Origin of the sequence: Azonexus fungiphilus, assembly GCF_003634965.1 — a bacterium.
In the GTDB taxonomy this organism is placed as follows: domain Bacteria; phylum Pseudomonadota; class Gammaproteobacteria; order Burkholderiales; family Rhodocyclaceae; genus Azonexus; species Azonexus fungiphilus.
Genome location: NZ_RBXP01000018.1, coordinates 147,333 through 167,216 on the forward strand (window position 1 = coordinate 147,333; position 19,884 = coordinate 167,216).

Below are 19,884 nucleotides of genomic sequence, written 5' to 3' on the forward strand. Positions count from 1 at the left end.
CCTGGCGCTCAACGCTGCTGTCGAGGCGGCGCGGGCCGGCGAACAGGGGCGCGGCTTCGCCGTCGTCGCCACCGAAGTGCGCAACCTGGCCCAGCGCAGCGCTGCCGCAGCCAAGGAAATCAAGGGATTGATCTCGGACTCGGTCGGTCGCGTCGAAACCGGCAGCAAGCTGGTGAACCAGGCTGGCTCGACGATGACCGAGATCATGACCAGCATCAAGCGGGTCGCCCGGATCGTCACCGATATCGCCGAGGCCAGTCGCGAACAGAGTGCCGGCATCGAGCAGGTCAGTCTGGCGGTCAGCCAGATGGACGAAGTGACGCAGCAGAACGCCGCGCTCGTCGAGCAGGCGGCGGCTGCCGCTGAAAGTCTGGAGGAGCAGGCCGAGTCGATGGCCCGCGCCGTTGCCGTATTCCGCCTTGCGGAAGCCCGCAGCCCCAGCCTGCCGCCGCCGGTCCAGCCGGCGCCGGCAATCGAACGGCGACCGCCGCCGCGTGAGCGGATGCGCAGTCTGCCGACCAGCCTTGACGACGAATGGGAAGAGTTCTGACATGGCCCTTGATCCGAAACGTCCCCTGCCGCCAGTTGGCGGTCTGCGCACCGAACTGGGCAAGGTCCTGCCGCCCCGGGAGAGCACGATGCGCGAATTTCCCTTTTCCGACGCCGACTTCGAGCGAGTCCGCAAGCTGATCTACCAGCATGCAGGGATCTCGTTGTCGCCCGTCAAGAAGGACATGGTCTATTCGCGCCTGGCGCGTCGCCTGCGTGCACTCAACAAGGCCAGCTTCAGCGACTATCTGGATAGCCTCGAGCGCAACGGCGGTGACGAGTGGGAGCGTTTCGTCAATTCTCTGACGACCAATCTCACCTCCTTCTTTCGCGAACCTCACCATTTTCCGATGCTTGCCGAACACCTGCGCAAGCTGGGTACGAAGCGGCCGGTGAAAATCTGGTGCTCGGCAGCGTCGACCGGAGAAGAGCCGTATTCGATTGCGATGACGGTCGCCGAAACCTTCGGTAACGAGGTTTCGCACGTCAGCATCATTGCTTCCGATCTGGATACCAATGTTCTGGCAACAGCCCAGAAGGGCGTTTATGCAATGGATCGGCTGGAAAAGATGTCACCGGAGCGGCTGCGCCGTTTCTTCCTGCGCGGTACCGGCAACCAGGACGGTTTCGCCGCGGTCCGGCCGGAACTTAAGCGACTGATCGAGTTCAAGCGAATCAACCTGCTCGATGCTTCCTACATGGTCAAGGGGCCGATCGATGTGATCTTCTGCCGCAACGTCATGATCTATTTCGACAAGCCGACCCAGTACAAGATCCTGTCCCGTTTCGCCCCGATGATGCAACCGGATGGCCTGCTTTTCGCCGGCCACTCGGAGAGCTTCCTGCATGCCGCCGATTTGTTCAAGTCGCTCGGTAAAACGGTATACGCCCTGTCCGGAACGCGCTGAAAAGGACACGCGTGCAGCACGCCTACGACGAAAATCTGGCTACCAACAGGTATTTCGACCGCCATTTCTCGACCGAGGCGGCGAAGATCCTGCCTGGGGAATATTTCGTTTCCAGTCAGGGAATGCTGCTGGTCACCGTGCTCGGATCCTGCGTTGCCGCCTGCGTGCGCGACGTCGAAGCCGGCATCGGTGGCATGAACCATTTCATGCTGCCCGATGACGGGGGGCGCAGCGACACCGTCGGTACTTCGGCGCGCTACGGATCCTATGCCATGGAAGTGCTGATCAACCATCTCCTGAAGATGGGGGCGCGGCGCAACCGGCTTGAAGCGAAGGTGTTCGGTGGCGGTGCGGTGATGGCCAGTCTGGCGAGCAGCAATGTCGGTGTACGCAATGCGGAGTTCGTTCTCAACTACCTGAAGACCGAAAAGATTCCGGTGGTGGCCAAGGACTTGCTCGATTCCTATCCACGCAAGGTTTACTATTTTTCCGAAAGCGGCCGGGTATTGGTCAAGAAGCTGCACCGGGTCCATAACGAGACCCTGTTCAGCCGCGAGCGGGATTACAAGGCAAGACTCTCCGATGCCCCGATGGGTGGCGACGTCGAGTTGTTCATTTGATGGCTGGCTTCTTTCGGTAATGGAACATGAGTAAAGTCCGGGTTCTGATCGTTGATGATTCTGCCGTGATGCGCGGTCTGCTGACCGCGATGATCAATGGCTTCCCCGATCTCGAGGTTGTCGGCGCGGCACCGGATGCCCAGGTCGCGCGCGAGTTGATCAAGACGGTCAATCCCGATGTGCTGACGCTCGATGTACACATGCCGGGGATGGACGGGCTGGAATTTCTCGACCGCCTGATGCGCCTGCGTCCGATGCCGGTCGTCATGGTCTCGTCGTATACCGGCGCGACTACCGAAACGACCCTGAAGGCGCTGGAACTGGGCGCCGTCGATTTCATAGGCAAGCCGCGGCCGGATGCGGCACATTCGATGGATAGCTATGCAGAAGAATTGGCAGACAAGATCCGGGCGGCACGCACCGCCCGGGTGCGTGGCCGTTCGCTTGCCCGCCCGCCGGTTGCACCGCCGGCCCCGCGTCCGGTGAGCCAGTCGGTGGCGGCGCCGACGACGACAGCGGCAAGTCCGCTGACCGGGAAGATCATCTTTCTGGGGGCGTCCACCGGGGGGACCGAGGCAATCAAGGAATTCCTCCTTGGCATCCCGGCAACCTGCCCGCCGATCCTGATCGTCCAGCACATGCCTGAATCGTTCACGCAATCGTTTGCCAAGCGCCTCGACGGTCTTTGTGCGCCGAGGGTGATCGAGGCCCAGGGCGGGGAGCGCGTCGAGGCGGGTACGGTCTACATCGCGCCGGGGCATTCCCACCTGCTGATCCGTCGTGCGCCGTCCGGCCTGCAGACCGAGTTGTCGGCTAGCGATCCGGTGAATCGACACCGCCCTTCGGTCGACGTCCTGTTCGACTCTGCGGCACAGGTGGTCGGGCGCCAGGCGGTCGGGGTGATCCTGACCGGCATGGGCAAGGACGGGGCGCAGGGGATGTTGCGGATGCGGCAGGCAGGGGCAAGGACTTTCGGGCAGGATGAGCAAAGTTGCGTCGTTTATGGCATGCCGCGCGAGGCTTTCCTGATCGGTGGCGTCGAGGAGCAGGCGCCGCTGGACGAGATTGCGCGCAAGGTCATGGCTGCAGCATCGCGTTGATTATTTTTGGTCAGGGCTTGCTGGAAACGCTGAAAGTATTAAACTAACAACGGATTTGATATTTTTTAGGGATTGCGATGCAGACAACCGTCAGGCAAGAGGCCGGAATGACGACGATCTCCTTGGTCGGGCGTTTCGATTTCAATACCCACCGGGATTTTCGTGCAGCTTATGAGCCGCTGATCGCCGACGACGCATGCCGCGCGATCACCGTCGATTTTTCCGGGGTGAATTACCTGGACAGTTCGGCGCTTGGCATGTTGCTGATGTTGCGCGACAAGATGGGCGGCTGCGGCAAGGATGTCGTGCTTAGCGGAGTACAGGGGAATGTCAGGCAAGTGCTCGAAATAGCGAATTTCAGCAAGCTGTTCAGGATCGTCTGACTTTCTGCCGGTCATCGATACGGTGACGCGGAGGCAGATGGCGGGTTTGGCCTAGGAATCGAATGCGTGTTAGCTTTGCCCGATAACGATATCGAGCTGCATCACAGGCGAGGGGATGGGAATGTCGGAATTACTGAAAAATATTGATGCAAGAACCAAGCTTGCGGGAACCAACAAGCTTGAAATTTTGCTTTTCTTCCTCGGTGTCGACCAGCGTACCGGGCGGCGTGAGACTTATGGCATCAATGTCTTCAAGGTGCGCGAGGTGATGCGTACCCCCGCGATCACGGCCGCGCCCGACATGCCTTCGTCGGTTGAGGGAATGGTCAGCCTGCGCGGTGCCCTGGTGCCGGTGATCGACCTGGCCAAATACTCTGGCATTACCGCCGAAACGCCGCGCGAGATCATGATCGTCACCGAGTACAACGGTCACACGCAAGGTTTTCTGGTCGAGGGGGTGGATACCATCCTGCGCCTGGACTGGAGCAAGATGCGGGTGCCCCCGGAAATGCTGACGGCACAGACGGGCGGGCTGGTTACTGCGGTGACCGAGCTTGAGGACAATCGCCTGGTCATGATGATGGATGTCGAAAAGGTGCTGGCCGAGACGACCAGCATCGACAACGAGATCATGTTCCGCAGCGTCGTCACCGTCGATCGGCCCGATGTCACGGTCTTCTATTGCGACGATTCCAGTGTTGCCCGCAAGCAGATCGAGCGAACCCTCGAAGCGATGGGAGTCAAGGGAATTGCCGCGGTCAATGGTCGGCAGATGTGGGAAGAAATGGACAAGGTGGCGAATTACGCGAAGTCTGTCGGCAAGCCGGCTTCCTCGATCATCAATCTGGTCCTCACCGACATCGAGATGCCGGAAATGGATGGCTATATCCTGACCAAGAAGATCAAGTCCGATCCGCGTTTTGCCAACATTCCGATCATCATGCATTCGTCGCTGTCGGGTATGTCGAATCAGAAGCTTGGGCAGTCGGTCGGTGTCGACGAATACGTGCCCAAGTTCGAGCCGCAACGCCTTTCGGAAACGCTTGCGCGTCGCCTCGGCGTGGACGCCGAGCAACTGGTGGCGAAGACCTGAGAGCCGGGGGAGAGAGAGATGAATCTGGTTGAAAACAAGAATCTGCTCGATAGCGTCGATGCGAGAACCCGCCTGGCAGGCTCCAACAAGATGGAGATTCTGCTGTTCTCGCTCGGTACGCGCGAAATTTTCGGCATCAACGTGTTCAAGGTACGTGAAGTCGGCAGAACGCCTCACATCACCAAGACACCGAACATGCCGCGCGGCGTCGAGGGGCTGATATCCCTCCGCGGTAATGTCATTCCGGTGCTTTCGCTGGCTTCCTTCCTGCAACTCGAAGGTGTGCCCCCGGGGCTCGGCAAGACGATGATGGTCGCCGAGTACTCGAAACGCACCCTCGGTTTCCTGGTGCACGAAGTCGACCGCATCATCCGGGTGGACTGGGACCGTGTTAAGGCGCCGGAAAGCGTCCTGACGGCCAATCACGGCCTGATTACCGCAGTCATTGAACTGGAAGGTGGTGGTCTGGTTTCGATTCTCGATGTTGAACAGATTCTGGCCAACGCATTTGGCGAGGCGATGATCGTCGATATCCTGCCTGCCAGGGTCGACCCCGATACCAGCGTGTTTTTCGTTGACGACTCTGTGGTCGCACGGCGCAAGATTTCGGAAGTGCTCGACAAACTCGGTGTGCGTCACAAGCACGCAACCAACGGCATGGAGGCTTGGACCCGCTTGCAGGGCATTGCCGCGCACGCGCAACAGATCGGTACCAATCTGCGCGACGAGATTCGTCTGATCCTAGTCGACGCCGAAATGCCGGAAATGGACGGTTACGTACTGACCAAGAATATCAAGGCGGACCCGCGTTTCGAGGGCGTGCCCGTAGTCATGCATTCGTCGCTGTCTTCGGAGGCCAACCGGGCCATGGGAAAATCGGTGGGGGTCGATGCCTACGTGGCAAAATTTGATGCTGAAGCGCTGGCGGATACCTTGCGCCCGCTGATTGAGCGATAACGAAAAAATACACTGGAGTATTGCATGGCTGCTGATCCGAAAACGAGGTTTCTGGTGGTGGATGATTTTTCCACCATGCGCCGCATTGTTCGCAACCTCTTGAAGGAGCTCGGTTTTACCAATGTCGATGAAGCCGAGGATGGGGCTATTGCCCTGCAGAAGTTGCAGGGCGGCGGTTTCGAATTTGTCGTCACTGACTGGAACATGCCGAACATGGACGGCCTGACCCTGTTGCAGACAATTCGCGCCACGCCGAACCTGAAGCATTTGCCGGTGTTGATGATCACGGCCGAGGCCAAGAAGGAGAACATCATCGCAGCCGCCCAGGCCGGTGCCAGTGGCTACATCGTCAAGCCGTTCACGGCAGGAACCCTGTCCGAGAAGCTGAACAAGATTTTCGAGAAATACGGCCAGGCTTAAAGGGAAGATCATGTCTGCAAGCAACGACTCCTCCGATCTCGAAGCCCTGTTCGATTCGATCGCTTCGGATTACCAGCCGGCAACGCCAGCGGCCCCGGTGCCGCCGCCCGCCCCGGGAAAAAATGACGGCGACAACGATGAGCTGCAGGCCTTGTTCGACAGCGTTGCGGCCGAGAGTCCAGCCGCTGTCGCCGGTGGCGATCAGGTACAGGGCGATGCCTGGCCGCAGCAGGAAGCTGTCTTCAATCGCATCGGTCACATGGCGCGTACCCTGCATGACACGCTGGGCCAGCTGGGCTATGACAAGCTGATCGAGAAGACTGTATCGGCACTGCCGGATGCCAAGGATCGCCTGGCCTATGTCGCCAACCTGACCGAGCAGGCTGCCTGTCGGGTGCTCAATGCAACAGACATTGCCGGGCCGCTGGTCGACGATATTGCGGCCGGTTCGAAGCGGCTCGGTGATTCCTGGGATCGGGTGTTCGCCAACCAGATGTCGCCGGAAGAGTTCCGCAAGCTCGCCATTGAAACCCGGCAGTTTTTCAATCAGCAGCTGCCGGAAAAGACGCAGGCGACACATGCGCAACTGACCGAGATCATGATGGCGCAGGATTTTCAGGATCTGACCGGGCAGGTGATCAAGAAGATTGTCGTGCTGGCGCAGGAGCTTGAAAGTGGGTTGATGGGCTTGCTCATCGAGGTCTTGCCGGATGCCAAGCGGACCGAGGAAGTGACTAGCCTGATGAACGGGCCGGTCGTCAATGCACAGGGACGAACGGACGTGGTCGTCAATCAGGAGCAGGTCGATGACCTGCTCGACAGCCTCGGTTTCTGAGGAGGAGCGAAAATGAGTGACTTTTCGGGAATGGAAGATCTGCTGCAGGATTTCCTGCAGGAAGCCCATGATCTCTTGTCCGATGTCGATAACAAGCTTGTCGACCTGGAAAAGATGCCTGATGACAAAGGACTGCTGAACGATATTTTTCGCGGCTTCCATACCGTCAAAGGTGGTGCGGGCTTTCTCAATGCCAGCGAACTGGTCACGCTCTGCCACTTGACGGAGAATCTGTTCGATCGCTTGCGTAATGGCGAGCTCGAACTGACCGCCGAGTTGATGGATGTGATCATGGATGCCACCAAGGGCGTGCGTGAAATGTTTGGCGAACTGGGGCAGGGGGTTCAGCCCCAGCCGGCTGATCCGCACGTGATTGCGGCGCTGCAGGGCGCCCTGAACGGTGATCTTCACGCTGCCGCAGCGCCGGCCGTGGCCGCTGCGGCGCCAGTGCCGCCTTCCCCGCCTGTTTCGGGTGAGCCCGACTGGGCGAGCCTTCAGGCCGCAGTGACCGGAGAGGCGGCGCAGCCGGCTCAAGGTGAATTGATTACTCGTGCCGAAGCCGTTGCCGCTGCTCAGCCGGCTGCTGCGGTTGCCGTCCAGGCAGCGTCGGGCAAGGAGGCGCCTTCGCCTTTTGGTCGGCGAGCCAGCGACCGTCCTGCGGGGCAGCCGAGCAATGCGCGGCGGGCCGAGGAACGCGGGCGTGAGAACACCATTCGTGTCGATACCTCTCGCCTCGATCAGGTTCTCAACCTGTCGGGGGAAATCGGTCTGACCAAGAACCGCCTGACCAGCCTGCGCGCGGACATTCTTGCCGGCAAGAGCGATTCGGAGACCCTGCATGCCCTCGATCAGGCTGTGAGCCAACTCGATTTGCTGGTTTCCGACCTGCAGAATTCGGTGATGAAGACGCGGATGCAGCCGATCGGCCGGTTGTTCCAGAAGTATCCGCGGATCGCCCGCGATCTTGCGCGCCAGTTGGGCAAGGATGTTGAACTGGTCCTGGCCGGCGAAGAAACCGAAGTCGACAAGACGATGATCGAGGATCTCGCCGATCCGTTGATCCACCTGATCCGTAATGCGGTCGATCACGGGGTTGAAATGCCCGAGGAGCGGGCTGCTGCCGGCAAGCCGGCAAAGAGCCTGGTTCGCCTCGAGGCGCGCCAGGAAGGTGATCACATCGTGCTGATCATTGCCGATGACGGCAAGGGGATGAGCGCCGAGCGGATTCGTGCCAAGGCTGTCGACAAGGGGCTGATTTCCGAGGAGGAGGCGAATACCCTCGATGAACGGCAGAGCCTGAATCTGATCTTCCTGCCCGGCTTCTCGACCAAGACGCAGATTTCCGACGTTTCCGGTCGTGGTGTCGGTATGGACGTCGTCAAGACCAACATCCAGAAGTTGAACGGTTCGGTCGAAATCCGCTCCGAACCGGGCAAGGGCTCGGTTTTCCTGATTTCCCTGCCGTTGACCCTGGCTATCCTGCCGGTTCTGTTGGTGCTGCTCGGCGACCAGCCGTTTGCGCTGCCGCTGTCGTTGGTTCGCGAAATCCTGCCAATTGACCAGCAGCGCATCCAGGAAGTTGGCGGTAAGGAAACGCTGGTTGTGCGTGGCGAAGTGCTGCCGGTGATTTCCCTGGCCAGATTGCTCGGGTGGCCGACCGATCGCTCGCCTGAATACGGGGTCTTCATGCAGACCGCCGAGCGCAGTTTCATCCTTGGCGTCGACAGTTTTGCCGGCCGCGACGACGCGGTCATCAAGTCACTCGAGGACTTCCGCCCGAAGGGTGTGGCGGGGGTGACGACCCTGTCGAACGGTCAGATCGTGCTGATTCTCGACATGAAGGAGTTGTTGACCGATTTCGGTCAGCATGTCGACGCCGGTACCGCAATCAGGAATTTCGAGTTTTCCTGACGTCACTTAATCCTTGTCGGTCAACGAGTTAACGAGGGGGCTTTGCCCCCTCGTTTTTTTATGGGGTTTACCTGTCTGTCATTGGCTTGCGTCGTCTACCTAGAAACGGAGTAAAAAAACAACGCTACCTATTTAATTTTCTTGGTTTTTTTCTATAATAGCCACAACCAGTATAGATAACGGCCATGGCTGAAGACAGCGATCTCGAGAAAACTGAAGAGCCTACCGGCAGGCGAATCGAGCAGGCTCGGGAAAAGGGGCAGATTCCCCAGTCCCGAGAGCTCGGTACGTTCAGTGTCCTCATCGTCGCTGCCGTGACCCTTTGGATGATGGGCGGCTGGTTCATGGAGCGCACGCTGGACCTGACGCGTCGCGCTTTCGTCTTCGAGGCCAAGCACATGCACGAGCCGGCGCAGATGGTGCCGCGCCTGGCTGACATTTCTGCCGATGCGCTGTTCGTTTTTGCGCCCCTGTTTGCCTTGCTCGTGGTGGCGGCGATCATTCCGCCGTTCTTCCTCAACGCCTGGGTGTTCGCGCCCAGCGCATTGATGCCCGATCTCAAGCGGATGAATCCGCTTTCCGGCCTGGGGCGAATGTTTTCCTGGAATAGCTTGATGGAATTGGGCAAGGCCGTGCTCAAGGCAACCTTGGTCGGCGGTGTCGCCGCCTTGCTGATTGTCAATCAGCGCGACGAAATCTTCGGTCTGCTTGGTGAGCCGCTGGAAAGCGGTTTGGCACATGCGGGCCGGATGCTGCTGTTTTCTTTCCTGATGCTGGTGTTGACCTTGTTCCTGGTGGTTGCGGCCGATGTGCCCTTCCAGTTGTGGCATTACTACCACAAGCTCAAGATGACCAAGGAAGAGGTCAAGCAGGAAATGAAGGAAATGATGGGTGATCCGCACGTCAAGGGGCGGATTCGCAGTCTGCAGATGCAGGCTGCCCGCCGTCGCATGATGCAATCGGTGCCCCAGGCTGACGTCATCGTTACCAATCCGACCCACTATGCCGTCGCTTTGGCCTACAAGGCAGGCATGGCGGCTCCCCGGGTTGTTGCCAAGGGTACCGGGGTGATTGCCCTGAAAATCCGCGAACTGGGGGCCGAGCATGCGGTAACGACGCTCGAAGCGCCTCCGCTGGCGCGTGCACTCTACAAGCATGCGCCACTTGACAAGGAAATTCCGGCAGCGTTGTACAACGCCGTTGCCGAAGTCCTTGCCTATGTTTATCAACTGGCGCAGTGGCGTCAGGTCGGCGGTGCTTATCCCGTGCCGCCCAGGCAACTGCCGGTGCCGCCTGAGCTTGTCCCGGAGGCTGCGTAAATGGCGGCCGGATCGATCGGGTTGCAGGGGCTGCTTGGGCGCTTGAACGTCATCCAGATGGCGTCGCCGGTGCTCATCATCATGGTTCTTTCCATGATGGTGCTGCCGCTGCCGCCTTTCCTGCTCGACCTTCTGTTCACGTTCAATATCGCAGTATCGGTGCTGATCCTGATGGTCGCGGTCAACACCAAAAAAACCCTGGATTTCTCGGTCTTCCCGACAGTGCTGCTGGTGACTACGCTGCTGCGCCTGTCGCTGAACGTGGCATCGACCCGTGTTGTCCTGCTCGAAGGGCATGGTGGCACCGATGCGGCCGGCAAAGTGATCGAAGCCTTTGGGCATTTCCTGGTTGGTGGCAATTTCGCAGTCGGCATCATCGTTTTCCTGATTCTGGTGGTCATCAATTTCATGGTCATCACCAAGGGGGCCGGGCGGGTTGCCGAAGTCTCGGCGCGCTTCACCCTCGACGCGATGCCGGGCAAGCAGATGGCGATCGATGCCGACCTCAATGCTGGGCTGATCGGCGAAGACGAAGCCCGCCAGCGTCGCCAGGATGTCGCGCGGGAGTCCGAGTTCTACGGTTCGATGGACGGTGCGTCGAAATTCGTTCGCGGCGATGCGATCGCCGGCATCATCATCACCTTGCTCAACATCTTCGGTGGCCTGATCGTTGGCATGGCCCAGCACGACATGTCGCTGGCCGAGGCTGGCCGAGTGTACACCTTGCTGGCCATCGGCGACGGCCTGGTTGCCCAGATTCCCGGTCTGGTCATCTCGATCGCAGCCGGCCTGGTGGTAACACGTGTTTCCGACGAACGTGACATGGGGCAACAGTTCGTTGCCCAGATTTTCAGTAATGCCCGGGTCCTTGGCATCACGGCCGGAATCATCGCGCTGATCGGCATCATTCCCGGCATGCCCAACCTGGTTTTCCTGATGATCGGCGGTGGGTTGGCCTGGCTGACCTGGAAGCTGTCGCAGAAGCAGCAGCGTATCGTCAATACACCGGTCAAGGTGGCACCGCCGCCGATGCCGGAGGCGGTGGATGCCAGTTGGAACGATGTCGCACCGCTCGACGTGCTCGGCCTGGAGGTTGGTTATCGCCTGATTCCGCTGGTGGACAAGAGCCAGGACGGCGAGTTGTTGCGCCGGATTCGCGGTATTCGCAAGAAATTCGCCCAGGAGGTCGGCTTCCTGGTTTCGCCGGTGCACATCCGCGACAACCTGGAATTGAAGCCGAATGCCTACCGCATCCTCCTGAAAGGGGTCGAGATCGGTGCCGGCGAAGCATTCTCCGGCCAGTTCCTGGCGATCAACCCGGGCCGAGTCGCCGGTACGTTGAACGGAGCCGTGACCAAGGATCCGGCCTTCGGTTTGCCGGCGGTGTGGATCGATATCGGGCAGCGCGACCAGGCTCAGGCTTACGGTTATACCGTCGTCGATGCCTCGACCGTGGTGGCGACTCACCTCAATCACCTGATCCTGACGCATGCCGGCGAACTGCTCGGTCGCCAGGAGGTGCAGCAGTTGCTCGATCATCTGGCCAAGGAAATGCCCAAGCTGGTCGAGGATCTGGTGCCCAAGATGCTGCCGCTCGGCAGTTTGCAGAAGGTGCTGCAGGGGTTGCTCGAGGAAGGGGTGCACATCCGCGACATGCGGACCATCATCGAGGCCGTGGCCGATCATGCCGCGCGTTCGCAAAACCCGGACGATCTCATCGTCCAGGTACGGATCTCGCTCGGCCGGGCGATTGTCCAGCAGCTTTTCCCGGGCTCAGGCGAAATGCAGGTCATGTCGCTCGACCCGACGCTCGAGCGTCTGCTCACCCAGGCGGTTGCCGGCGGCTCCGAAAACACCAGCTTCGAGCCGGGCCTGGCGGATACGCTGGTCCGCGAGACCGCAACCGCCAGCCAGCGCCAGGAAAGCCTCGGCTTGCCGCCGGTATTGCTGGTTCCGGCCAGCCTGCGCCTGCTCCTGTCCAGATTCCTGCGCCGCACCGTTCCCCAGTTGAAGGTGCTGTCGCACAACGAAGTTCCAGAAAATCGAATCATCAAGGTGACCTCGATCATCGGAGGTAGAACATGAACGTCAGAAAATTCATTGCCGCCAACGCCCGGGATGCACTCCGGAAGGTCAAGGAAACCCTTGGCAACGATGCCATCATCCTGTCCAACCGTGGCGTGCCAGGCGGTGTCGAGATCATGGCCGTCGCGGCGCGTGACATGGCGATGATCGTGCCGACGCCAGCTGTCGATACGCCGCCGCCGGCGCCGATGCGTCCAGCCGAGAATGTCACGGTCGACGACGATTACCGGGTACTTCTGAGCGCAGCCCGGGCGCGTGTCAGTGGCGGCAACCCGGTGCCCCAGGCGGCGCCTGCCCAGCGTCCGGCACCAGCGGTGCGGCCTGCGCCGCAGGTCAATGCCGGCATCCCGCGCACTGGTGCCTTGCGCAACCCTGAACTGGCGCGTCCTCAGCCTGCCGCGACTGCTCGTCCGGCGCCGGCGGCAACCCAGGCCGTGCCGCGCAAGAGCGAGGCCGAAGTGGTGCCGCAGGCGGTCATGGATGAAATCCGTTCGCTGCGCAAGATCGTTGAGCAGCATCTCGCCGGTTTCGCCTGGGGCGAGACGGCACGCTCCGAGCCGGTCAAGACGGAAGTGCTGCGGCAGATGCTCGACGCGGGTTTTTCGCCGCAACTCGCCCGCGACCTGCTGGCCGACCTGCCGACCGAGATGGATAGCATCCAGGCCATGGCCTGGGTCAAGGGGGCGGCGGATCGCTCCTTGCTGACCGTCGGCAGCGATGCCGATATCGTTGATCGCGGCGGCGTCTATGCACTGGTCGGCCCGACCGGTGTCGGCAAGACGACGACGACGGCCAAGCTGGCAGCGCGCTGCGTGCTGCGCCACGGTCCGAGCAAGGTGGCGCTGGTGACGACCGACGGCTACCGGATCGGTGCGCACGAGCAATTGCGCATCTACGGCCGCATTCTTGGCGTCTCCGTGTATCTGGTCAAGGACGCGCTCGAGTTGCGTCAGACCCTGGCCGAGTTGCAGCACAAGCACATGGTCCTGGTTGATACCATGGGCATGAGCCAGAAGGACAAGCTGGTTCCCGAAATGACCGACATGCTCGCCGGCTGCGATGTCCAGCGTTTGCTGCTGCTCTCGTCGACCTCGCGCGGTGACACCCTGGACGATGTCGTGCGGGCATACTCGGGCAGCAATCTTTCCGGCTGCATACTGACCAAGATCGATGAGGCGGCCAGCCTGGCGACACCGCTTGACGTGATCATGCGGCACGGCCTGCCGCTCTACTACGTTTCGAACGGTCAGCGCGTTCCGGAAGATCTGCATCTGCCGAATCGCGGCTATCTGTTGCATCGTGCCTTCAAGGACGTGCCGGAAAATTCGCCGCACAAGTACGACGGCGTCGAGCCTGGCCTGCTCATGGCCAACGCCGGCATGCTGGCGGCGGGAGGACGTCGTGGCTGACTTCCGGGTGGATCAGGCGGCCGGACTACGGCGCCTGCTCGGCGGCAGTGGTTTGCAAGTGATCACTTTCGTCGCCGGTTGCGAGGGCGTTGGGCGTAGCGTCACTGTTGCCAATCTTGGCGTTGCACTGGCGCGTCTCGGCAAGGAGGTGCTGATCATCGACGAGCATTCGCCGGGTGATGACATCGCCGCCGCATTCGGCCTGCAGGCGGGTTTCGATCTGCTCAACGTGGTGCAGCGGGAACTGCCGCTGTCGAAGGTTCTCCTGCGGCCGATGCATGGCTTGTCGATCCTGCCCGCGGCGCGCGCGGCAAGGAAGCTCGGGCGCCTGTCGCTGGCCCAGCAGCAAACGCTGGTTGATGCAATGTCGAGCCAGGAGCGGGCCATTGACGTGATTCTGGTCGACGCCAGCATGGCTCACCCTGCGGGGTTTTCGCCGTTCGGGCTGGTATCCCAGGAGACCGTTGTCGTCCTTTCGGGCAGCAGCGCCTCGATCACCGAAGCCTACGCGCTCGTCAAGAAGGTCAGTCATGCCTTCTCCCGTCGCCATTTCCGGATTCTGGTCAACAAGGTGCGCAGCCAGGCCGATGCCCGTTCGATCTACGAGAACATTGCGCAGGTGGCGACACAAAGAGGTGTTGCCGTCCTCGATTACGCCGGTGCGATCCCCCTCGACGAATCGCTGCGCCTTGCCGGCCAGTTGTGTCGGCCGGTACTTTTCCAGGCGCCGGATTCCCCTTCGGCGATGGCGTTTCGCGACCTGGCCGCCGATCTGCAGTACTGGCAGCAGAGTCAGGGCGAGCAGGGCGGAGTCGAACATTTCCTGCAGCAACTGTTACACTTGAGCCAACGTATAACTCCAAACGTATTAAGGGCCTGATGTACACAGCAGCAGGGCAGCCAGACCGGAACGAATTGGTTCAGCGCTTCTTGCCGCTGGTGAAGCGCGTCGCCTATCACCTGATGGCTCGGCTGCCGGCCAATGTTCAGTTCGAAGATCTCGTCCAGAACGGCATGCTCGGTCTGCTCGATGCCATCGACCGCTTCGAGGAGGGGTTCGGCGCCCAGTTCGAAACCTACGCAACACAGCGTGTGCGGGGCGCCATGCTCGATGGCCTGCGCGCCAATGACTGGCTGCCGCGCAACATGCGGCGCGAGTTGCGGCGGATCGAGCAGGCGATCAACCGACTCGAACATGCTCATGGTCGAGCTCCCTCCGAGCAGGAACTGGCCGATGCCCTGGAGATGTCGCTGGCCGACTACCAGAAGCTGTTGCAGGAAGCGCGCGGCCATCAACTGGTCTACTACGAGGACTTCGGCGGTGATGATGACGAGGACTTTCTCGAGCGCCATTTCATTGATGCCGAGGGCGATCCTGCGGGGATTCTCGAAGACAAGGACATCCGCCAGAATCTGGTTGCGGCGATCGGGCGTCTCCCCGAGCGCGAGAAGCTGATGATGGCCCTGTACTACGAACAGGATTTGAATCTGCGCGAAATCGGCGAAGTCATGGGGGTTACCGAGTCGCGTGTGTGCCAGTTGCACAGCCAGGCAATTGCCCGCCTGCGCGGCCAGCTGGTCGGCGATGTCAAGGCTGCTGCCGGCAAGCGCCGCAAGGGGAAGGCGCTTGGATAAGATCAGCGTTGCCGGTCTGCTGCTTGGCCTGGTTGCCATCGTTGGTGGTCAGATGCTGGAGGGGGGGCATGTCAGCTCGCTGGTGCAGCCGACAGCGTTGCTGATCGTGTTTGGCGGCACCCTGGGGGCGGTCCTTCTGCAGAGCCCGTTTCACGTTTTCAAGCGTGGCTTGGCGATGGCGCGCTGGGTCTGGGTGCCGCCGGTCATCGAGCAGAAGCGGGTCATCGACCAGATCATGCAATGGAGCCAGTTGTCCCGGCGCGAGGGCTTGCTGGCGCTGGAGAATTTCATTCCGGCGATCAAGGACGACTTCACCCGCAAGGGATTGCAACTCCTGGTTGACGGAGCCGACCCCGAGCGTATTCGTGATTTGCTTGAGGTCGATATCGACACTTTCGAGGAAGAGTGGCGTCAGTCGGCCAAAATATGGGAGTCTGCGGGCGGTTACTCACCGACGATCGGGATTCTCGGAGCGGTGATGGGGCTGATCCACGTCATGGAGAATCTCTCGGATCCGACCAAGCTCGGGCCCGGTATTGCCGTTGCCTTCGTGGCCACGATCTACGGCGTCGGCCTGGCCAATCTGATCTATCTGCCCATCGCTGGCAAGTTGAAGTACTACATTTCGCGGATGGTCGCTGCCCGCGAAATGATGGTCGACGGTCTCGTCGGGATTGCCGTCGGTGACAACCCGCGGATCATTGAAAGCCGGCTCAAGGGTTACCTGCGCTGATGGCTCGTCGCAGACGCCGGGAGGAGGAGCACGAAAACCACGAACGCTGGCTCGTCTCCTACGCCGATTTCATCACCCTGCTGTTTGCTTTCTTCGTTGTCATGTACGCCATTTCCTCGGTCAACGAGGGGAAGTACAAGGTTTTGTCAGACTCGCTGGTCAACGCTTTCAAGAACACCACAGGCGCCAGTGGCGGCCAACCGATGGCGGTGATCCAGGGGGCTCCGATTTTGCCGCCGAAACCGATTACCAAGCCGGACAGGGCCGCTGAGTCGGTGAAGCAGGACATTGCTCGGGTTGCCCAGCGGGAGAAGATGCGCGACGTCGCTGGTGAAATCATGCAAGCCTTGCAGCCGCTGGTTGCCCAGGGCAAGGTGCGTTTGCTGGAAACCAGCCGCGGTGTCACGATCGAGATCAACGACAGCATTCTCTTTTCGCTCGGCCAGGCGCGCCTGCAGACAGCGTCGATCAGTGCGCTACAGGCGGTGGCGACGGTACTGGCCGATTCGGATTTTCCGATCACCATCGAGGGGCATACCGATAATGTCCCGATTGCGACGGCGCAATTTCCTTCGAACTGGGAGCTGTCGGCAATGCGGGCAACCACGGTGTTGCGCCTGTTCAACGACACTGGTGTCGGCGCGGAACGGCTGACCGCGATCGGCTACGGCGATACGCGCCCGGTGGAGACGAATACCACGGTGGAAGGCCGGGCGCGCAACCGTCGCGTCAGTATCCTGATTGACTCGGCTCGCCCCGAGGAGCCGACCGAATTGACCAGCCAGGCTTTGCAGTCGGTCAGGTAGAGAGGGTGCGTTCAGGCAGAGTCGACGATGCGGCTGCCACTACCACTCGCAGCCTGGCCATTGGCGCCGTAAAGCGTTGCTTCCTTCTGGCGCTGGGTGAGAACGTCGATGGCTTCGGCGGTTTTCGCCAGGTGCATGGCAACCAGTTCGCCGTTGGTCGCGTGCAGTGCTTTGGCGGTGCGGGCGAGGTCGATGATGCCATCCCACAGCGCGAGGCTGTAGTGTTCTTCGGGTTGGCCTTGCAGCCACGCCTGCATTGCCTGGCTGGTTGACATTCCGTTCATCGCCTGGCGACGCGCCTCTATGGCATTCAACTGTTCGACCAGTTCAAGTTTGCGGCTGACGATCGTTTCCAGTACATCGGCCTGTCCGGCAATTAATGCCTCTTGCTCCTCGCGCAGCAGTGCGACGAAGGCTTCAATCGCCGCCTTTTCAGTTTCGAGCAGGGACCGGAGTTGGCTCATCAGGCCTGACGCTGACTATTGACCAGGTCGCGCGCAGTCTCGAGCAGGCCGTCGGCAATCGCTTCCGGATTGATCTGGAAGCGACCTTGCGCGATCGCATCCTTGATTTCCTTGATCTTTGTCGCGTTGACCGGTGGTGTTTCCGCTTTTTGCAGCGGTGCGGCGGAACTGCTCAGGCTGACTGATTCGGCTGCCTGACTGGTGTTTTCCGGCGCTCTCTGGGGCGTCGACGTGGGGCGCAACGGCGGGGCCTTGAAGGTCGAATTGTCGATTTTCATGATGGGACTCGGATAACTTTAAGTGTTGTTCGTTATTACGGCCGATGCGCCCCGAACTTTAGCTCAATTCTGCAGAAGAATGGAACCGTCTTCCTGGGCAATGCCACTGACGGTTTTGCCGGTCGGCATGCGGACCCGCACCAACTCGCCGCTGGCAGCGTTATTGATTGCCTTGCCGTCGGCCTTGACGGCAAATCCGGGGCCTTGCGAGACGACGCGGACGTTTTGGCCCTGGCGGACCACCAGTGGTGCTTGCAACTGGTTGCTGCGCAACGGTTGGCCGGCGCCAACGGAGTTGCGCAGGACCTTGCCGACAGCCTGCTCGGGCGACAGCACGGTCCCGGCAGGTAGTCTGCCAAGGTCGCCGCGCTGCCTGTTCAGGTCGCCGGCTTGCAGCGTCCTGCCGGCAATCAGTGCGCGGCGCGTGGTGATGTATTCGGCGATCACCGAGATGCGGACCGGAACGAGAATGTTCCAGTTCGCGCCTTCAATGCAGCGGATGCCAACATGGATTCTGCCGATGCTGCGGGTGTTTGGCGGCGTGTATGCCTCGAGGCGGTTGCAGGAGGGGAGGTTGCTGCTGTCGACCGGATCGGCTTCGACGCTGATGTCGCCCTGCTGGCCGGCGGCAACCAGGCGAGCCTGCTGCTCGGCTGCGCTGCGGATGCCTTGCGAATCATCGGCCCAGAGCGTTCCGGCAGCAAAAAGCGAAAAGAGAATGCCGCGAATGATCATGAAGCAATTGTGCCCCATCCTTGGCGGCTGGCCAAACGATTGATGGCATGAAGTCTGCTTTAGATACGCCATCAGTTGATGGAGAGCGCAAATGGCGGATATCGGAAATCATGTCGGGGTGTACAGCAAGGCGCTTGATTTGCGCGCGCAGCGGCACCAGATGCTGGCCTCGAACATTGCAAATGCGGATACCCCGCATTACAAGGCGCGGGACTTCGATTTCCAGCAGGCAATGGCGACCGCGATGAGCGGTCGGGTTGGCGATGCGGCACTGCCGATGGCGACGACGGCGCGCGGCCATCTTGCCGGCAGTGGCGATAGTGGCGGCGTGCGCTTGCAATATCGCAGCGAGACCCAGTCGGCGGTCGATGGCAATACGGTCGATATGGACGTCGAACGGGCGCAGATTGCCGATAACGCAATCCAGTACCAGATTCTTACCCAGTTGATCGGCGACAAGTTCCGCGGCCTGCGTACCGCGATGAGTGGCACTCAGGGCTGACAGGAGTAAAACATGAGTCTTTTCAACGTTTTCCAGGTTTCTTCCAGCGCGATGAGCGCGCAGTCGATGCGCTTGAACACGGTCGCTTCCAACCTCGCCAACGCTGACAGCATCACTTCGTCCGACGGGCAGCCCTATCGCGCCAAGCAGGTGGTCTTCGAGGCGACGCCAATGGGCGGGGCCGGGGAGATGTCCAAGGGGGTCAGGGTGCGGCAGATCGTCGATAGCGCTGCCCCGGCACGCATGGTCTATGACCCCAAGAACCCGGCGGCTGACGAAAAGGGCTATGTCGCCTTTTCCAACGTCGACGTGGTCGAGGAAATGACCAACATGATTTCCGCTTCGCGTTCCTACCAGACCAACGTCGAAGTCATGAACACCGCCAAGAGCCTGATGCTGCGTACCCTGCAGATCGGCCAGCAAAGCTAACCGGATCATTCGAGGAGTCCAGCCATGACGACAGTCAATTCGACAACCAGCAAGACCGCAGAGGATGTGTACAACGCCGTCGGCGGTCGTAAGGAAACAAAAACCTCGGCCTCGACTGCCGAGGATCTCGAAAGCCGCTTCCTGACGCTGCTGATGACGCAGATCAAGAACCAGGATCCGCTCAATCCGCTGGACAACGCTCAGGTGACCAGCCAACTGGCGCAGCTGAACATGGTGACAGGGATCGAGAGCCTGAACTCGACGATGACCAAGTTGCTCGATGGCTACGCCGAAGCCCAGGGCATGCAGGCGGCAGGAATGATCGGCAAAAATGTGATGGTTGCCGGCAATAACTTGCCGCTGGTCAGCAGCAAGGCCTACGCCAGCATCAACCTGGAAGGCAAGGCCGACAAGGTGACGGTGACGATCAAGGATTCCAGCGGCAAGACCGTGCAGACGCAGGAACTCGGCGAACAAGCTGCCGGACAGTTCTTCTTCGCTTGGGATGGCAAGGATGCCGAGGGCAATGTACTGAAGGACGGGATGTATACCTTCTCGGTCAAGGCCGCGACCCTGACCGGTACCGAGGTCAAGGCGACGACGTCGCAGATTGGCACGGTTTCTGCTGTTACACGAACCAGCAGTGGTTTCGTCCTGGATATGGGCGATTTGGGCGATGTCGCCTTCCAGGATGTGCAAAAGATTCTCTGAGC

23 protein-coding genes are annotated in these 19,884 nt (G+C 60.5%); 20 read left to right on the top strand and 3 right to left on the bottom strand.

Annotated features, from left to right (window positions below; genetic code table 11):
• From DFR40_RS14495 to motD, 17 genes are all read left to right on the top strand, one after another.
• Nucleotides 1-550, top strand: a 550-nt coding sequence (locus tag DFR40_RS14495; RefSeq protein WP_245985695.1) for a methyl-accepting chemotaxis protein, incomplete at its 5' end; no start/stop codon positions are given.
• Nucleotides 551-638: 88 nt separating this feature from the next.
• Nucleotides 639-1,457 carry a CheR family methyltransferase gene (locus DFR40_RS14500; protein ID WP_245985698.1) on the top strand — a complete coding sequence of 273 codons (819 nt, stop codon included), beginning with the start codon at nucleotides 639-641 and terminating at the stop codon, nucleotides 1,455-1,457.
• Between the two features lie 11 nt (nucleotides 1,458-1,468).
• Nucleotides 1,469-2,077, top strand: coding sequence for a chemoreceptor glutamine deamidase CheD (gene cheD / locus DFR40_RS14505; RefSeq protein WP_121459213.1), 609 nt, complete (start codon nucleotides 1,469-1,471; stop codon nucleotides 2,075-2,077).
• A gap of 26 nt (nucleotides 2,078-2,103) precedes the next feature.
• Entirely contained in the window at nucleotides 2,104-3,177 is a 1,074-nt protein-coding gene (locus tag DFR40_RS14510; RefSeq protein ID WP_121459214.1) for a protein-glutamate methylesterase/protein-glutamine glutaminase, read from the top strand.
• 77 nt (nucleotides 3,178-3,254) lie between these two features.
• A complete protein-coding gene (locus DFR40_RS14515) occupies nucleotides 3,255-3,560 on the top strand; it encodes an STAS domain-containing protein (protein ID WP_121459215.1) in 306 nt (101 codons plus the stop codon).
• A 121-nt stretch (nucleotides 3,561-3,681) separates the two neighbouring features.
• Complete coding sequence (locus tag DFR40_RS14520) at nucleotides 3,682-4,653, top strand: chemotaxis protein (protein WP_121459216.1); 972 nt, start codon at nucleotides 3,682-3,684, stop codon at nucleotides 4,651-4,653.
• Between the two features lie 18 nt (nucleotides 4,654-4,671).
• The gene (locus tag DFR40_RS14525) at nucleotides 4,672-5,610 is read left to right on the top strand and encodes a chemotaxis protein (RefSeq protein ID WP_121459217.1); all 939 of its coding nucleotides are present in this window, start codon (nucleotides 4,672-4,674) and stop codon (nucleotides 5,608-5,610) included.
• 24 nt (nucleotides 5,611-5,634) lie between these two features.
• Nucleotides 5,635-6,030, top strand: a complete 396-nt coding sequence (gene cheY, locus DFR40_RS14530) for a chemotaxis response regulator CheY (RefSeq protein WP_076092273.1) — start codon at nucleotides 5,635-5,637, stop codon at nucleotides 6,028-6,030.
• A 10-nt stretch (nucleotides 6,031-6,040) separates the two neighbouring features.
• Entirely contained in the window at nucleotides 6,041-6,865 is an 825-nt protein-coding gene (gene cheZ / locus DFR40_RS14535; RefSeq protein WP_121459218.1) for a protein phosphatase CheZ, read from the top strand.
• Nucleotides 6,866-6,877: 12 nt separating this feature from the next.
• The gene (locus tag DFR40_RS14540; protein ID WP_173580394.1) at nucleotides 6,878-8,776 is read left to right on the top strand and encodes a chemotaxis protein CheA; all 1,899 of its coding nucleotides are present in this window, start codon (nucleotides 6,878-6,880) and stop codon (nucleotides 8,774-8,776) included.
• Nucleotides 8,777-8,961: 185 nt separating this feature from the next.
• Nucleotides 8,962-10,095, top strand: a complete 1,134-nt coding sequence (gene flhB, locus DFR40_RS14545; RefSeq protein ID WP_121459220.1) for a flagellar biosynthesis protein FlhB — start codon at nucleotides 8,962-8,964, stop codon at nucleotides 10,093-10,095.
• Entirely contained in the window at nucleotides 10,096-12,180 is a 2,085-nt protein-coding gene (flhA, locus tag DFR40_RS14550; RefSeq protein WP_121459221.1) for a flagellar biosynthesis protein FlhA, read from the top strand. It begins immediately after the preceding gene.
• Nucleotides 12,177-13,589 (top strand): flagellar biosynthesis GTPase FlhF, encoded by a 1,413-nt coding sequence (gene flhF / locus DFR40_RS14555; protein WP_121459222.1) that lies wholly within the window; start codon nucleotides 12,177-12,179, stop codon nucleotides 13,587-13,589. The genes flhA and flhF overlap by 4 nt, the downstream gene beginning before the upstream one ends.
• The gene (locus tag DFR40_RS14560) at nucleotides 13,582-14,469 is read left to right on the top strand and encodes a MinD/ParA family ATP-binding protein (protein WP_121459223.1); all 888 of its coding nucleotides are present in this window, start codon (nucleotides 13,582-13,584) and stop codon (nucleotides 14,467-14,469) included. The genes flhF and DFR40_RS14560 overlap by 8 nt, the downstream gene beginning before the upstream one ends.
• On the top strand, nucleotides 14,469-15,224 hold the full coding sequence (locus DFR40_RS14565) for an RNA polymerase sigma factor FliA (RefSeq protein ID WP_121459224.1): 756 nt from the start codon (nucleotides 14,469-14,471) through the stop codon (nucleotides 15,222-15,224). Before DFR40_RS14560 ends, DFR40_RS14565 begins: the two co-directional genes overlap by 1 nt.
• The gene (locus DFR40_RS14570) at nucleotides 15,217-15,957 is read left to right on the top strand and encodes a flagellar motor protein (RefSeq protein ID WP_121459291.1); all 741 of its coding nucleotides are present in this window, start codon (nucleotides 15,217-15,219) and stop codon (nucleotides 15,955-15,957) included. Before DFR40_RS14565 ends, DFR40_RS14570 begins: the two co-directional genes overlap by 8 nt.
• Nucleotides 15,957-16,763, top strand: a complete 807-nt coding sequence (gene motD / locus DFR40_RS14575) for a flagellar motor protein MotD (RefSeq protein ID WP_121459225.1) — start codon at nucleotides 15,957-15,959, stop codon at nucleotides 16,761-16,763. Before DFR40_RS14570 ends, motD begins: the two co-directional genes overlap by 1 nt.
• An 11-nt stretch (nucleotides 16,764-16,774) precedes the next feature.
• Here motD and DFR40_RS14580 read toward each other — a convergent pair whose 3' ends face one another.
• The 3 genes from DFR40_RS14580 to flgA all read right to left on the bottom strand — a co-directional run bounded on the left by DFR40_RS14580 (nucleotide 16,775) and on the right by flgA (nucleotide 18,240).
• A complete protein-coding gene (locus DFR40_RS14580; RefSeq protein WP_121459226.1) occupies nucleotides 16,775-17,227 on the bottom strand; it encodes a flagella synthesis protein FlgN in 453 nt (150 codons plus the stop codon).
• A complete protein-coding gene (gene flgM, locus DFR40_RS14585) occupies nucleotides 17,227-17,505 on the bottom strand; it encodes a flagellar biosynthesis anti-sigma factor FlgM (protein WP_121459227.1) in 279 nt (92 codons plus the stop codon). Before flgM ends, DFR40_RS14580 begins: the two co-directional genes overlap by 1 nt.
• A gap of 63 nt (nucleotides 17,506-17,568) precedes the next feature.
• Nucleotides 17,569-18,240, bottom strand: coding sequence for a flagellar basal body P-ring formation chaperone FlgA (gene flgA / locus DFR40_RS14590; RefSeq protein WP_170160239.1), 672 nt, complete (start codon nucleotides 18,238-18,240; stop codon nucleotides 17,569-17,571).
• A 91-nt stretch (nucleotides 18,241-18,331) separates the two neighbouring features.
• Here flgA and flgB point away from each other — a divergent pair, with 91 nt between their 5' ends.
• From flgB to DFR40_RS14605, 3 genes are read left to right on the top strand one after another with little or no spacing between them, the layout of a single operon-like run.
• Nucleotides 18,332-18,742: a flagellar basal body rod protein FlgB gene (gene flgB / locus DFR40_RS14595; RefSeq protein WP_121459229.1), complete on the top strand. Its 411-nt coding sequence runs from the start codon at nucleotides 18,332-18,334 to the stop codon at nucleotides 18,740-18,742.
• A 12-nt stretch (nucleotides 18,743-18,754) separates the two neighbouring features.
• Entirely contained in the window at nucleotides 18,755-19,171 is a 417-nt protein-coding gene (gene flgC / locus DFR40_RS14600) for a flagellar basal body rod protein FlgC (RefSeq protein ID WP_121459230.1), read from the top strand.
• Nucleotides 19,172-19,195: 24 nt separating this feature from the next.
• On the top strand, nucleotides 19,196-19,882 hold the full coding sequence (locus tag DFR40_RS14605) for a flagellar hook assembly protein FlgD (RefSeq protein ID WP_121459231.1): 687 nt from the start codon (nucleotides 19,196-19,198) through the stop codon (nucleotides 19,880-19,882).
• Nucleotides 19,883-19,884: the final 2 nt, after the last annotated feature.